Here is a 13,261-nt window from a genome sequence, read left to right as displayed (position 1 = left end):
GGAAGTCATGACAATCAGTGTCGAAACTTATATTTTGGAATATTGATCTTTTATGGAATTAAGGTTTAACCGCATTACGGATCGCTTCTACTTCCGAAGTTTCCATCCCCATTGCGTTATCTACCTTGATTTCTTTGTTAATGAGTTTTTGCTTCACTTCATCCGCTTTGGCTTGGAGGTCCGCTGGCAGAACATTTTTGTAGATATCGTTCTCGGCAATTCCCACACCGTCATCCCCGAAGCTCAGTACATCTCGTTTACCCATTTCAAGGGTACCGTTCTGGAGCTTTTTCACTGCCCCTAGAATCGCCATATCAATTTTTTTGATTGCCGAAGTAATGATAAGATTGGCTTTTTCAGCGTCAGTATCTTTAATCAGCGCCGCTTGGTCGGAATCGACACCAATCGCATATTTCTTCTTCTCTTTAGCTGCATCGAAGATGCCGAGGCCTGTACCACCAGCTACATTAAAAATCACGTCTACACCGGAGTTGTATTGAATCAGCGAAAGTTCCTTGCCTTTGGCCGGGTTGACGAAGTCACCTGCATAGGACACTGCTACTTTTACACTTGGGTCAACATACTGTGCACCTTGAATGTATCCTACCAGGAAAGCATTGATCCCAGGGATGTCCATACCACCTACAAAACCAATTACATTATCTTTGTTGGCATTCGGCATACCAGACTGTGTTGCCAAAGCTGCAACTGCGCCTGCAAGGAAAGACACCTCGTTAGTCGCGTAAGACATGTTGTACATATTAGCCGGAGCCTCATCGATGTCCGTATCATAGTTGATGAATTTTTTATCCGGATTGGCCTCTGCTGTAGCGTTGAACATTTCTGTAATCTCAGAGCCACCGGAGATGATTACGTCCCAGTCCCCAGCCGCGATGTCATTGAACGTAGGCTCCCATTTGGTTTTATCTGTGCCCATCTCAACGACCTTGGTTTCTGCACCGAGCTCTTCCTTCACTTTCTGGAGACCGTTATTCGCCGCATCAAAAAAAGATTTATCTCCCAGCGTGCCTGGAATAATCAATACGACCTTCAGTTTACCAGCCGAAGCCGTTTCTCCGCCTTCTGCCGTCTGGTTTCCATTCGTTGTGGACGTCCCATTATTGGATGCACCGCTACCACATGCCGTTACCAGTACCATTACTGTCAGTAGCATTAATGCCAGAACCTTCTTTTTCATTTCCCTAGTCACACCCCTGTTTGTAGTTGGTCGTTCTGTCAGGACCCGTCTTTTCCGATAGTCAAAGATTTGCACAATTTACGTTAGTCTATTTCTAGTTTGAAAATGTAAACCAAATAATGATAATCATGATTTTATCCTTTTTTCATTACAAAACGGATGTTTTCATGATATTCTCCTGCATAAACCGAATCAATTTCCGAACGAGATGGCCGGTCAGGTTGCGAATATTCGGTTTAACTGATACGATCATAACAAATATCATTACAAATAATTATATAGTTTCGGTCATATTTTTGTACGATTCGGCTAAAAGACTCAACAAGGAGGATCAACATGGTACGTGTTCTATATATTGTAAGCGCAGAGCATGAATCTGGAACTTATATCCCCCCGCATCAGCATGAATGCTACGAATTGGTTTATTATATAAAGGGATTGGGAACCTGTAACGTTGGGACACGAAGCTATCATTTTCGTAACTCATCCTTCTCACTGATCCCGCCAAATACCAAGCATGACGAGAACCATCAGCCTGAGGCCGATATTTTATTCGTAGGTTTTCATTGCGATAACCCGCAGATGAATGCGCTGGCTGGGGTTTATGAAGATGATAAAGAACAGACTGTATTGCAGAACTTGCTCCGGATGAAAGAGGAGTTTTGCCGGAAGCGTGACGGTTTCGCGGAGCTGCTGAATCTTCAGATGAGCGAAATCACTGTTCACTTACTCCGCTTGCTGGGAGCTACAGGATCACCCTCGCTTTCGGAGGACCGTGTACAATATGTTATGAATTATATGGACGAGCATTATCGGCAAAAACTGCCGATTGGCTCCCTGGCAGAGATGTCCGGCTATAGCTATGACCGGTTCCGCCATTTATTCAAAGAACGCTATGGTTGTTCGCCGCTGCGTTATCTTCTTTTAAAGCGTCTGGACTATGCCAAATCATTGCTCAAGCACACACAAATGCACATCTCTGAAGTCTCTGCTGCTTCAGGCTTTGTGAATGACGCCCAGTTCTGCAACATGTTCAAACGGGAGATCGGTCTGACCCCACGCACTTTCCGTATCAATAATAGAGCTAATTAGTGCTTCTTTATTCATCTTATATAGCACGTAAAGAAGCCGTGAGACTTCCCTCACGGCTTCTTCTCTATCTTTTTTAATAACAACATTTCATTATAGCTGGTCGGTTTTCTTTCTTAATGTAGTAAGCTTATACGTTTGTGTCGCCAACAGCTTCCGCTGTCCTTGGAACTCATCGTATACATTCAACCGTATTGCTCCTCCATCCAGCGTCTTATATCCATTACTAGTTAACGTCATCGCATATCGTTTGAAGCTCCCTACCTGAAGATCTGTACCAAAATTCAGCGTCTGAGACATCGACTGCCCCAGTGGATCAACGAGTTCCAGCACAAGCTTATGCTCATATGGACCGGCTTCATACAAATTGCTGACTTCAAGATTATAATTCAACACCGCATTCAGTGTATCGCTGCCAACAGTAACTGTGGCATTCGCATCCGTAATGGATAACGTATATGGAGACATATTTATGCCCAGCAGATTGTTTTGCGGCTCCTCAGTAACCATGTTCAGACCTAGCGACACCGTGTTGATAAAACCGGTCGGTTTGCCACCAGGAGAGGTTAGCTTACCATCAGCCACCCCTGCGCCCAGATAGAGTACCAGCTTTGAGGGGTCCACATTCGCGGGAATCTTACTCCAGACGGTCACCAAGCTTTTCCCGTTAGGACCCGGTGGCGTTTCCGACTGGCTGACCTTCGCTTCATAGTAGTAATTGTCCTGCGTTTTGTAGTACGCCACAAGCTGCGCCTGATCGGCTCTGCGCTTCTCCTCATTTGTCATAACCAGCTCTGTATACATAATATTGGAGCCCGTGCCCGGATAGACAGTGGTAAGTAGCTCAACGACCTCTGCTTTCTTCCCTACTAACTCTAGCTTGAAGGGGCTAAGAGGTTCGATCTCTTTTACCTGGTTATACAGTTGGGTAGTGTTCAAGGTCAGGAAGTTCTCCTTCTCCTCTCCTACTGTTTCCTGGAGTTCAATCTTTAAATGATTAAATGTATACGCATAAGGAACTGTGAACAGCACATAGACGGCCACCGTCTCATTCGGAGCCAGAATCGTTTGGGTATCCTCCGTCACCACCTGCGAAGTACCACTGACATTGTTGTCTTCAGCCATGACAATCCCTTTAAGGGTAGGGAGCTGCACGGAAGTCGATTGCAGGTTGCGAATGTTGATTTTGACCACCATTTGATCTTTATCAAGCCATGGCAGCCGTTGAATATTTACAAACTTCACACCGAACTTGCCATGATTGTTATCTACCATATATTCTGAATCCTGCCACTGGTTACTTTGCAGCGAATACGGAATCTGATAGTAAGCAGTCGGGAAAATAATCTTCCCCTCCGCAGCAGGCTCTACCAACTGTAACTGTAGCTTAGCCTGATCTATTGATAATGGTACCTCAGCAGTCAGGTCGATAGTCTTCTCTTCCAGTGGCTTTAGCGTCAGACTTGCGAATGCTTTGGAATCTACGGGGAAGCTGAAGCCTTCCGACGCTTTCACTTCAAGCTTATATGCAGGCAGCGTAACGGATTTATTGCCGCTATTTTTCACCCGGAATTTTAGCGCCCACTTGGCCGAATTGCCGCTTGCAGCTACCTTTGCACTTTTCAGCTCAGTTTCTACAGTGTTATTGCTAATCAGAATCTTCTTCACCACGGTACTTGGAACCACGAGATTTGGCGTAGTAGCTGCCGGAAGATTATAGCTGGCCACCGGTAGCTCAATCTTCAGCGCACTGTCCTCCTGGGAGAACTGTAGGCGCATTTTATCTGTTTTAATATAAGAAGGGATTTCTGTCAGGAAAAAGATTGTTTTCTTCTCCTTGGGCTGCACTTTATGATTCGCTCCTGCCGTATCATCCAAGGACAGCTTAAAGATCGAGCCTCCCACCGAGGCGAGGTATCCTTTTAAATTCAAGTCCTCAAGGGCCTTCGTTCCAAGATTGGAGAAGCTGATGCCTACTTTTGCATATACTTTCCCATTATATTTGTAGATTTGCAAGCTCTCGGCCTTGGTGCTAACCGGCTGGTTGTTCAGTGTAAGATTTTTACTCTGATCTTGGGGAACGATGATAGAATAGGCAGCAGGAACGGTAAAGGTCCCCAGCTGTCTCCGGAAATCTGCACTGTTGAAATCCCAAGTATATAAGGATATCTTCATCCCGTTAATCTTATTAGCCTTGCCTATATTCACATAATAAGTGACGCTCTGAGTAGATTTAGCGGGAATAGATTTAGCATAGGTACTGCTGGTCACTGTATTGCCCTGGACAACGGTACCTCCCGGAGTAGTCACTTTATTGAAATAGTCTTTTAAAAGAACGCTGCTATTGGTACCATTGGTATAACTCAATGAGTAGGTCAATATATTACCGTTGTCCTGTTCCATCAGATTGACATCGGTCAATTTGACGCTAACCCCGTTTTTCAGGGCGATTGTCCCTAACTGATCCAGTGTAAAACCTTGAGGTGCAGTTGGAGCAGCACTTGCAGTAGTCGTGTAACCCCCATAGCCCGCTGTCTGGATGAAAAGAGTTGTACAGAGCAGTATGGCCGCACCAGTCGTTCTAAGTTTGTTCATTACACTCCCTCCCGCTTTCAGTCTTTCTCATTTTAGTCTTATCCGATTGCCCTCCTGCAAGGGCTCACTTGATTCTGCAATCAATTGCTCATCCTTCAAAAGCCCGCCCAAAATAATCGTTTCTTTATCCACGGTGTCACCCTTGACAACATAAGCCTTTTGAACCCTGTAGGTCGTTCCAAGCGTGCCTCTATTTTCACGGACCACCCATACATAGCTGCTTTCTCCATCACTTTTGATCAGCTCACTCCGAATCACCAATCCTTGCTCTGCGGGCTCCTTTTGTACAACTACTGCTGCCTCTTCATCTCCCTCCGTTCCTTCCGCCGGCAACGATATAACAATTTTCCGCTTATCCGAGCTCTCAGGCGCGTTTTGCTCGCCCTCTCCCCGGTCATTTGGTCCTGGGCCTGAAGTGGCGATTGTTATTTTGGATAGTGTACCGGTAAATTTCTTGTTTTCTTTTCCTTTCAATTGAACAGGAATCTTCTCACCTTGCTGCAGCATTGCTGCCGCATCCTTATCTAATGTGAAAGAAAATTCATATCCTTCACTTAGCTGGACGATTGTCATGAGTTTTTGTCCCTGTCCAATCATCATTCCTCGCTCCGCCGGTAATTCAATAATCCTTCCATCAAACGGAGCATGTATGGTCCGGCTTTTACCTAGCTCACGTTTTAGCCGTTCTATATTGCGCTGGAGACTGTTCCGATCCAATGTGTTGATATCCAGTTCCCGTTTGGCACTGATCATCCCTTCTTCGTCTTCAGCATTTCCAGCGACAATGTACTGCTCTTTCAGCTTTTCCCGGTTCAAGTCATGTTTCTTGAGTTGGTATTCCGCTTCAAGCAGCTCTTCTTGTGACTTGGTGCTGTCGAAAGTCACTAGCAGCTGGCCCTTTTGTACGCGATCATTCTCCTTCACATGCACTTCGCTGATCAACCAGCCGTTATCACTGTTCAATGTCTTCAGCTTCTTCGGTGTGAGGATGCCGCTGCCTTTAATATGATGCACTAGACGCTTACTTGAAGGATTCTCGGTGGTCACTTTCGGCAGCATTGCCGTCTCTAGGGTATTACTGAATAATGTTAGACCGGCCAGCAGCACAAAGAATAGGATTAGCCCTATACTTGCCCAGCGTTGTTTTCCCTGCAGTAACATCTGCTGCTCCCCCATTTCTTCACTGCCTCTATAACTCATGATAGGGAAAGATCGACTAACGATCTCCCCCTCTTCCGTTATTCATTCAAATACGTTTTCACTTGGTTTTGGATAAGTTTACTTACTTCTTCTGCCGATTTCTGTTCGCTCATGAAGCTATTGAACTCTTCCATGACGATCGTTATCACTTTCATATCGCTAGATCTTCGAAAATTGGTTTCCGAGATCAGCTTCTCTACCGCTTCAATCCGTTTTTTTACCGTTTCGCCATCCGGCAGCATGTCTAGTGGGATCATGGTTTCCAGCGTTCCGTTCTCGATTTTTTGGAGAGTTTCCTTGAATTTTTTATCGGTGATCCCTTTATTCATTGGTATTCCCGTGAGATTCGGGGAAGCCTGCATTTCATCAGAAAGCAAAAACTTGATGAATGCCCATGCTTCCTGTTGAACGTCGGATTTGCTGTTTATCCCTAAACTGTACGTAGGCTGGAACGGTGTACCAAACTTTTGCCCGCTCACGTTCGGCTTTTGGTAATAATCCATGCCCTGAGGCTTCGTCAGTGCCTGCTCGGGACTGAATACATTCACCATTTGAAATGCCGCATTACTGTTATCGAATGACATACCATCGCTGAGCAAACCTTCGTCATACATCGATTTGATATCTGTCATCATATTGCGGAATAAATCAGAGTCGAAGTTCGGCTGGCCCTGCCCTACGAGCTGAGCGTAATTGTCCTCGATGAAATCAAAGAGCAGCGACAAGGGATCCAGGCTAATAAGCTTTTCGGCATCACCTTGCTCCTTCAGTTTTTGGGCAAGATCCTTGAACTCGCTCCAGCTCCACGATTTATTGACGTCAACTGAAATATTCGACTTCTTCAATAACTCTGTATTTCCCTGAAACAGGGAGAGCGAAAAAGAGAGTGGCATGGCATACAAACCATCTCCGTCTTGGGATGCCTGCAAAATATTAGAGAATAGAGCTTTTCGATCGAACGAGCTGTCTTTGGACAATAGATCATTCAAGTCCACCAGCAGTTTTTTGGCGACGAATTTGTCCTGGGGTAATTCGCTCATGAGAATAAGATCGGCCCCTTTACCGGAAATGACTTGTGTCGTCACCGATTGCACGTACTTTTCTACGTCTCCCAGCGAGATGGACTCTACCCCCATGCCACCTTCTGCAACTGGCTCTGGCGCTTTATATTCCTTCATTTCGATATGGATATCCTTATGCTGTTCCTCAAATTGTCGCGCTGCAGTTTCCAAGAAACGATCTTTCCTCATGACAGAGATGACGACAGTCTTCTGGCCACCCTCTTTCTCGACTTTGGAATCGCCTCCCTCGTTGTTAGAACAGGCGGATAACAGCAGCGCGCTGGATAGCATGACGATTAACCCTATTTTTTTCAAATGAATCATCCTCTCAATTTAATCAAATTTGGTTGTTGCCGGAGAAATAGAGCCATTGCGAATCCTGCAATCCGTTGTCCTTGCGGACCTCACGTTGCTTATTCCTTTCGCTCAGCCTTTCACGCCGGAAAGCTGGATTCCTTCGATAAAATACCGTTCGGCACTTAAGAACAGAAGCACCATAGGCATCATGTAAATAACCGAGGCGGCAAACGAGACGCCAAGCGCATCTTCCTGTATGCGGGAAAGAAACACAGAGAGTGGCTGCAACGCAGCATCCTGCAGAAAAATAAGCGGCTGCTCGACCATGTTCCAATAGTCAACGAATAAGAGTACGACGAGTGCGGCAACGCCCGGCTTCACCATTGGGAGTGCGATCGATATGAATATGCGTAAGTATCCCGCCCCATCGATTTTAGCTGCTTCAATAAAAGCCGAATGGATCTGGAGCATGAATTGCCGTAGCAGAAACACGCCAAAGGCCCCGAATATACCGGGCAATATGATAGAGCTAGGATGATTCAGGAGGCCCAGCCGATCAGCCATCAAGTAATTGGGCACGAGCGTCACCTGGAACGGCATCAGCATCGTCATCAAATAAAGTAAGAACAGTCCATCCCTGCCCGGAAAATACAGCTTGCCGAACGCGAACGCAGCGAGCGTTGCCACAAACGCTTGTCCGATAATGATAGGAATCACTAGCATTACAGAATTCCAGAACAGGTACAGAAATTGCGGCGTAGCGATTAGTACTTTGTTATATTGCTGGAACGACACCCAGTCGGGAATCCACTTAAGATTTACGAATACGCTCGTATCGGTTTTGCCTAGCATGCTGTAATTCGACGTAATCTCCCTCTCAGTCATGAAGGAACTGACGATGTTCAAGACAACGGGCATAAGCAGCAGGACGGCGATGGCGATCAGCAACAACGAACGCAACAGCGGTGCCACCCATTGCTTCATCACCTCATTCACCTCCTTCACCTTTTTCTTGCGTTTACTCCATATAAGAGCGGAAAATCTGCTCCGTTCGAAACAGAATCAACATAAGCACCATAATGCAAAGTGCCATCAACACCGCCGCGGACGATACCTTCTGGATATCAAGGGACAGGAACATATTGTTCATGTAATGCTGCATCATATAGATGCGATCATGCGGGTATGCACCGGCGACAAGATACGTCTCGCGGAACACCTTGAACGAATTCAGCACAGACATGAGCACGACCAGAAATGTCGTCGGTGTCAAATACGTGAGTGTAATTCCGAACAGCTTGCGAATCGGACCTGCGCCTTCCAGACTGGCAATTTCATAATATTGATCCGGAATATTCTGCAAGCCAGCCAAGAACAAAATGACGTTGTATCCGATGTTCTTCCATACATAGACCAACACAATCACAAAGCCAGCCCAATCGGATTTCATCCAATCGTGACGGCTAAAGCCGAAATGCTGCAAAACAGCGTTTAATGTGCCGTTCCAGTCGAATAAAATTTGCCAGACTAGCACAATCGAAGCAACAGGTACAACAAGCGGCAATACATAAGCTGTGCGTATCCAGTTCCGGATGAGTACCCGCTGATTCAAGAGTAACGCCAGCAAGAGGGATACAACGACGAGAATCGGTACGCTGATCGTGGTGAACCAGAACGTGTTGGACATCGCTTTCTGAAAGGAGGAACTGAGAAACAGTTCCTTGTAGTTGGATAATGTGAGACTTCCTCCAATCCGATCCTGGAACGAGTTCAGGACACTCTGACCAAACGGAATGAGATAGAATAAGGAAAATCCACATAAGCTTGGAGCTAGAAAACCTAAGGCAGCTAGAAGCTCCCTGCGTGCCAGACGGCGCAACTTCACGAAGAAACCTCCAATCGAGAGCCGGTCAATGCTTTGTGCGGAGCGGCTGTACATCGATTAGTTTACAAACAAATTCGGGAGTAAATATGGAAGCAATGTGGAAAACGTGTGGAATCGGGCCGTATCTGAATTTTTTATGGTAGAATTGTCCTCGGGTAAATGTTGAGGAGGTTACTGCATGAAGTCCTATCAAATCGCCATAGTCGACGACGATGCACAGATCCAGGAAATCGTTGCGGCTTATTTGTATAAAGAGGGATACCGTACGATGACGTTATCAACTGCAGAAGAAGCTTGGGAGCTGTGGAAGAACGATCCGCCAGATATGTGGATTCTCGATATCATGCTTCCGGGAATGAACGGCTTCGAGTTGTGCAGGAAAATTCGCAAAGAGGCAGAAGTGCCAATCATCATGATTTCAGCGCGCGATGAAGAAGTTGATCGCATCTTAGGGATTGAACTAGGAAGCGACGATTACTTGACGAAACCTTTCAGCCCAAGAGAACTAGTCGCACGCGTGAACCGCTTATTCCACCGGATTAGCTCGATTTCCCAAACCCAGGACAATCCCCTTCCTTCTCAACCAGGATATACAGAGATCCAAGTTGGCGAGCTGCGGCTCGTTCTGGAAGAACGGCGCGTTTTCTGGCGAGGGGAAGAAATCGAAATGACACTGAAAGAATTTGAACTGCTGCAGACGTTGTCAGAGCAGCCGAATCGGGCATTCACCCGCGATGCGTTGCTTACGATAATTTGGGGAGATAACTATTACGGCTACGACCGGGCGATCGACGATCTAGTGAAACGACTGCGTAGAAAAATAAAGGAGCTTCCCGTCGACACCATAAGGGGGCACGGCTATCGATTGCGGACAGAAAAGGACGGAGCAATAAAATGAGAATGATTTATCGGCTTCATCTTTCATTTGCATTCCTGCTACTATGTATTCTGACGATTACCGCCGTTCTGATTCATCCCCTACTGCTCGACACCTTAGTGGATAGCCAGCGAAAAGAGCTGCGGGATCAGGCCAGCTGGCTGATGAATTTAAGTCCAGTCATGCCGCTTATGTCGGTTCGACAAACAGAAGCGATCAAAAACTCCAATACGACGACATGGTCGGGAGATACGAGCGCGGTATTAATTGCACCTGGGGAGAAAGTAGTTTACAGTACCCTGACCGGTGAAGCAACAACGGAATTGATGGAATTATCGAAGCAAAGCCCCACCGGGTCAGGAGAAATCTGGAAAAGAACAACTGATGATCAATATATTGTTGAGACGCTAACATCAAATCAAGTCAGTGCGCCGCACTGGCAGGGTGTCACGGCAGTGATGGCAGCTCCGCTAAGTAAGATTAAAGCCATGCAGCTCGCCTTGTTTGAACGGTTGATGATCATCTTGTCCCTTGGCGGGGTCGTTGCTTTCCTACTGAGTATGCTCATTACGAGAAGACTGGTCAAACCGCTCGAAGAGCTCAGAAAGGAATTGAACAAAGTGGAAATGCGCCGTTTCTCCGAAGTTCGATTGATTGAAACGGGAGGCGAGATCGGGGAAGTCGCTAAAGCCGTATACGATCTCGCTGGAGAATTGGAGAAATACCAGCGGACGCAGAAGCAGTTTTTCCAAAACACCTCGCACGAGTTAAAAACGCCTCTCATGTCCATCCAAGGTTACGCCGAAGGCATCAAGGATGGCATCTTTACGGGGGATCATGCTAATAAAGGTTTGGATGTCATCGTCAAGGAATCCGAACGGCTCAAAAAAATCGTGACGGAATTGATTCTTCTCGGCAAGCTGGAAAGCGAAGAAGGCATATTCCATATGAACCACGTCCCGGTACGGGAGTTAATCGCAGAGACATTAGAACGCATCAATCCGTTGCTCGTCAAGAACGACTTACGAGTCGAGTTGAACGGATTCGATGGCAACCAAGAGCACTCGATTTATGTTGACCGCGAGAAAGTACTGCAAGCGCTGATTAACATTATGGGCAACGCAGCTCGCTATGCCAAGACAACGATTCGTATCCAAGCTTCTGCTGACGCTGAAACCATTGCTATCAGGATCTCCGACGACGGTGAAGGAATTCCCGAAGCGTTATTATCCCAGCTTTTTGAACGATTTGCGAAAGGAAAGAACGGGGAAACGGGACTAGGCCTAGCGATTTCCCGCGCCATCGTCGAGCGATGCCGTGGCCGTATTTCAGCCCATAACGAGCCGGGTAGCGGCGCAGCGTTTGTTTTGTGTTTTCCAACCCATTTCTAGATTTCATCTAAATTCCATCTAAGTTCCATTCAAATTCCAGATAACTAAGTTAAACTCCTAAAGTATAAGTCAAATAAACATATAGGAGTTTGATTAGAATGAAAAAGAAATTGACCTTGTTAGGTGCTGTGCTGGCCATCTCTATTGTCTCTGCTCAATCGGCTTTCGCTGCCAGTTCAACATCGACGGCTGGCCAAAAGGCCTCTACTACCGTTAACCAGTCCAATCCTGATGCTTCTCCAATGGGACAACTCACCGACACAACGAAAGCTGCTCCCGCTAAAGAATCAGCTCCCAAGCCAACAGCTACCCCAACCAAGAAAGACAAAGCTAAAACTCCGTCCAAAGCACCGGTTAAAGCACCAGCTAAAACAGACAAGAAAAAAAGCAAATAAGTTTGCTGCAGGTTATAGGAGCAGCCAGGAGTGGTTCCCTGGCTGCTATTTATTCTCGCTTGGAACACATGAAAAAAGGTTCATTAGATTTAACATCTAATGAACCTTTTCTTCTTTTAATACCGGTGAGAGGACTCGAACCTCCACGGTTTCCCACTCGATTTTGAGTCGAGCGCGTCTGCCATTCCGCCACACCGGCTTATTCAATTATGAAACTCCAAAAAATAATGGAGGCGCCACCCAGATTTGAACTGGGGATAAAGCTTTTGCAGAGCTTTGCCTTACCACTTGGCTATGGCGCCGTATATTATGGAGCGGACGACGGGAATCGAACCCGCGACCCTCGCCTTGGCAAGGCGATGCTCTACCGCTGAGCCACGTCCGCATAAATGGCTGGGGATATAGGATTTGAACCTATGCATGACGGAGTCAAAGTCCGTTGCCTTACCGCTTGGCTAATCCCCAACAATCATTTCTAATAATGGGGCGACTGATGGGTCTCGAACCCACGAATGCCGGAACCACAATCCGGTGCGTTAACCCCTTCGCCACAGTCGCCATATGAAACTAAATTAATTAAGCCTATTATTTTCAGTGAAGTGAATGGGGCGACTGATGGGTCTCGAACCCACGAATGCCGGAACCACAATCCGGTGCGTTAACCCCTTCGCCACAGTCGCCACATGAATCTGACTTAATTAAGCCTATTATTTCTTAGTAAAGTAAATGGGGCGACCGATGGGTCTCGAACCCACGAATGCCGGAACCACAATCCGGTGCGTTAACCCCTTCGCCACGATCGCCATATTAAACTTTAATAAAAAATTGGCAGGGGCAGCAGGAATTGAACCCACACCAACGGTTTTGGAGACCGTTGTTCTACCTTTAAACTATGCCCCTAAAAATGGTGGGGGATGATGGATTCGAACCACCGAACACGTACGTGAGCAGATTTACAGTCTGATGCGTTTGGCCACTTCGCTAATCCCCCAAAGATGGTGCCGGCGAGAGGACTTGAACCCCCAACCTACTGATTACAAGTCAGTTGCTCTACCAATTGAGCTACACCGGCATATTAAATTGTATACTTCATGGTGGCTCGGGACGGAATCGAACCGCCGACACGAGGATTTTCAGTCCTCTGCTCTACCGACTGAGCTACCGAGCCATAACGTCTAAATGGCGGAACCGACGGGATTCGAACCCGCGATCTCCTGCGTGACAGGCAGGCATGTTAGGCCAACTACACCACGGTTCCAAATTGGTTGCGGGG

Annotated in this window: 10 protein-coding genes and 12 tRNA genes; 4 read left to right on the top strand and 18 right to left on the bottom strand. The window is 46.7% G+C overall.

Translation table 11 applies throughout. From position 1 onward, the window contains the following. Nucleotides 1-58: 58 nt before the first annotated feature. Entirely contained in the window at nt 59-1,198 is a 1,140-nt protein-coding gene (locus tag ACFRAM_RS21105; RefSeq protein ID WP_379467786.1) for a BMP family ABC transporter substrate-binding protein, read from the bottom strand. 336 nt (nt 1,199-1,534) lie between these two features. Between ACFRAM_RS21105 and ACFRAM_RS21100 the strand changes: the two genes are divergently transcribed. Further along, a complete protein-coding gene (locus tag ACFRAM_RS21100; protein ID WP_379467784.1) occupies nt 1,535-2,290 on the top strand; it encodes a helix-turn-helix domain-containing protein in 756 nt (251 codons plus the stop codon). A 90-nt stretch (nt 2,291-2,380) separates the two neighbouring features. On the opposite strand, the gene ACFRAM_RS21095 is transcribed toward ACFRAM_RS21100, so the two are convergent. The 5 genes from ACFRAM_RS21095 to ACFRAM_RS21075 all read right to left on the bottom strand — a co-directional run bounded on the left by ACFRAM_RS21095 (nt 2,381) and on the right by ACFRAM_RS21075 (nt 9,379). Continuing rightward, entirely contained in the window at nt 2,381-4,882 is a 2,502-nt protein-coding gene (locus ACFRAM_RS21095; RefSeq protein WP_379467782.1) for a hypothetical protein, read from the bottom strand. A 27-nt stretch (nt 4,883-4,909) separates the two neighbouring features. After that, on the bottom strand, nt 4,910-6,043 hold the full coding sequence (locus ACFRAM_RS21090) for an efflux RND transporter periplasmic adaptor subunit (RefSeq protein ID WP_379467780.1): 1,134 nt from the start codon (nt 6,041-6,043) through the stop codon (nt 4,910-4,912). Between the two features lie 77 nt (nt 6,044-6,120). Then, nucleotides 6,121-7,458 (bottom strand): ABC transporter substrate-binding protein, encoded by a 1,338-nt coding sequence (locus ACFRAM_RS21085; protein ID WP_379467778.1) that lies wholly within the window; start codon nt 7,456-7,458, stop codon nt 6,121-6,123. 111 nt (nt 7,459-7,569) lie between these two features. Beyond that, the gene (locus tag ACFRAM_RS21080; RefSeq protein ID WP_379468025.1) at nt 7,570-8,424 is read right to left on the bottom strand and encodes a carbohydrate ABC transporter permease; all 855 of its coding nucleotides are present in this window, start codon (nt 8,422-8,424) and stop codon (nt 7,570-7,572) included. A gap of 34 nt (nt 8,425-8,458) precedes the next feature. After that, nucleotides 8,459-9,379 (bottom strand): carbohydrate ABC transporter permease, encoded by a 921-nt coding sequence (locus ACFRAM_RS21075; RefSeq protein ID WP_379467776.1) that lies wholly within the window; start codon nt 9,377-9,379, stop codon nt 8,459-8,461. Nucleotides 9,380-9,503: 124 nt separating this feature from the next. Between ACFRAM_RS21075 and ACFRAM_RS21070 the strand changes: the two genes are divergently transcribed. From ACFRAM_RS21070 to ACFRAM_RS21060, 3 genes are all read left to right on the top strand, one after another. Then, nucleotides 9,504-10,223: a response regulator transcription factor gene (locus tag ACFRAM_RS21070; RefSeq protein ID WP_379467774.1), complete on the top strand. Its 720-nt coding sequence runs from the start codon at nt 9,504-9,506 to the stop codon at nt 10,221-10,223. Next, nucleotides 10,220-11,593 carry a sensor histidine kinase gene (locus tag ACFRAM_RS21065; protein WP_379467772.1) on the top strand — a complete coding sequence of 458 codons (1,374 nt, stop codon included), beginning with the start codon at nt 10,220-10,222 and terminating at the stop codon, nt 11,591-11,593. The genes ACFRAM_RS21070 and ACFRAM_RS21065 overlap by 4 nt, the downstream gene beginning before the upstream one ends. A gap of 98 nt (nt 11,594-11,691) precedes the next feature. Continuing rightward, entirely contained in the window at nt 11,692-11,988 is a 297-nt protein-coding gene (locus ACFRAM_RS21060; RefSeq protein ID WP_379467770.1) for a hypothetical protein, read from the top strand. A gap of 120 nt (nt 11,989-12,108) precedes the next feature. On the opposite strand, the gene ACFRAM_RS21055 is transcribed toward ACFRAM_RS21060, so the two are convergent. The 12 genes from ACFRAM_RS21055 to ACFRAM_RS21000 form a co-directional block, all read right to left on the bottom strand. Beyond that, a tRNA-Leu gene (locus ACFRAM_RS21055) sits at nt 12,109-12,187 on the bottom strand. A gap of 29 nt (nt 12,188-12,216) precedes the next feature. Beyond that, nucleotides 12,217-12,290, bottom strand: a tRNA-Cys gene (locus ACFRAM_RS21050). 8 nt (nt 12,291-12,298) lie between these two features. Beyond that, nucleotides 12,299-12,373, bottom strand: a tRNA-Gly gene (locus ACFRAM_RS21045). Nucleotides 12,374-12,378: 5 nt separating this feature from the next. Then, a tRNA-Gln gene (locus tag ACFRAM_RS21040) sits at nt 12,379-12,453 on the bottom strand. A gap of 17 nt (nt 12,454-12,470) precedes the next feature. Next, nucleotides 12,471-12,546: transfer RNA gene (locus ACFRAM_RS21035), tRNA-His, on the bottom strand. A gap of 46 nt (nt 12,547-12,592) precedes the next feature. Continuing rightward, nucleotides 12,593-12,668, bottom strand: a tRNA-His gene (locus ACFRAM_RS21030). 47 nt (nt 12,669-12,715) lie between these two features. Then, a tRNA-His gene (locus ACFRAM_RS21025) sits at nt 12,716-12,791 on the bottom strand. 23 nt (nt 12,792-12,814) lie between these two features. After that, a tRNA-Trp gene (locus tag ACFRAM_RS21020) sits at nt 12,815-12,888 on the bottom strand. A gap of 5 nt (nt 12,889-12,893) precedes the next feature. Then, nucleotides 12,894-12,979: transfer RNA gene (locus tag ACFRAM_RS21015), tRNA-Tyr, on the bottom strand. 5 nt (nt 12,980-12,984) lie between these two features. Then, nucleotides 12,985-13,060 (bottom strand) — tRNA-Thr (locus tag ACFRAM_RS21010). A 20-nt stretch (nt 13,061-13,080) separates the two neighbouring features. After that, a tRNA-Phe gene (locus ACFRAM_RS21005) sits at nt 13,081-13,156 on the bottom strand. Nucleotides 13,157-13,168: 12 nt separating this feature from the next. Then, nucleotides 13,169-13,246, bottom strand: a tRNA-Asp gene (locus tag ACFRAM_RS21000). Nucleotides 13,247-13,261: the final 15 nt, after the last annotated feature.

The organism is Paenibacillus sp. NPDC056722, from assembly GCF_042790635.1.
Taxonomy (GTDB): Bacteria; Bacillota; Bacilli; order Paenibacillales; family Paenibacillaceae; genus Paenibacillus_AQ; species Paenibacillus_AQ agri.
Note: the sequence above shows the minus strand (reverse complement) of the source record. Positions and strands in the feature narration are given on the sequence as shown.

Coding starts and splice junctions, on each gene's coding strand:
- ACFRAM_RS21105 (WP_379467786.1), bottom strand. CDS start 1,198: ATGAAAAAGAAGGTTCTGGCATTAATGCTACTGACAGTAATGGTACTG.
- ACFRAM_RS21100 (WP_379467784.1), top strand. CDS start 1,535: ATGGTACGTGTTCTATATATTGTAAGCGCAGAGCATGAATCTGGAACT.
- ACFRAM_RS21095 (WP_379467782.1), bottom strand. CDS start 4,882: ATGAACAAACTTAGAACGACTGGTGCGGCCATACTGCTCTGTACAACT.
- ACFRAM_RS21090 (WP_379467780.1), bottom strand. CDS start 6,043: ATGTTACTGCAGGGAAAACAACGCTGGGCAAGTATAGGGCTAATCCTA.
- ACFRAM_RS21080 (WP_379468025.1), bottom strand. CDS start 8,424: ATGAAGCAATGGGTGGCACCGCTGTTGCGTTCGTTGTTGCTGATCGCC.
- ACFRAM_RS21075 (WP_379467776.1), bottom strand. CDS start 9,379: ATGTACAGCCGCTCCGCACAAAGCATTGACCGGCTCTCGATTGGAGGT.
- ACFRAM_RS21070 (WP_379467774.1), top strand. CDS start 9,504: ATGAAGTCCTATCAAATCGCCATAGTCGACGACGATGCACAGATCCAG.
- ACFRAM_RS21065 (WP_379467772.1), top strand. CDS start 10,220: ATGAGAATGATTTATCGGCTTCATCTTTCATTTGCATTCCTGCTACTA.
- ACFRAM_RS21060 (WP_379467770.1), top strand. CDS start 11,692: ATGAAAAAGAAATTGACCTTGTTAGGTGCTGTGCTGGCCATCTCTATT.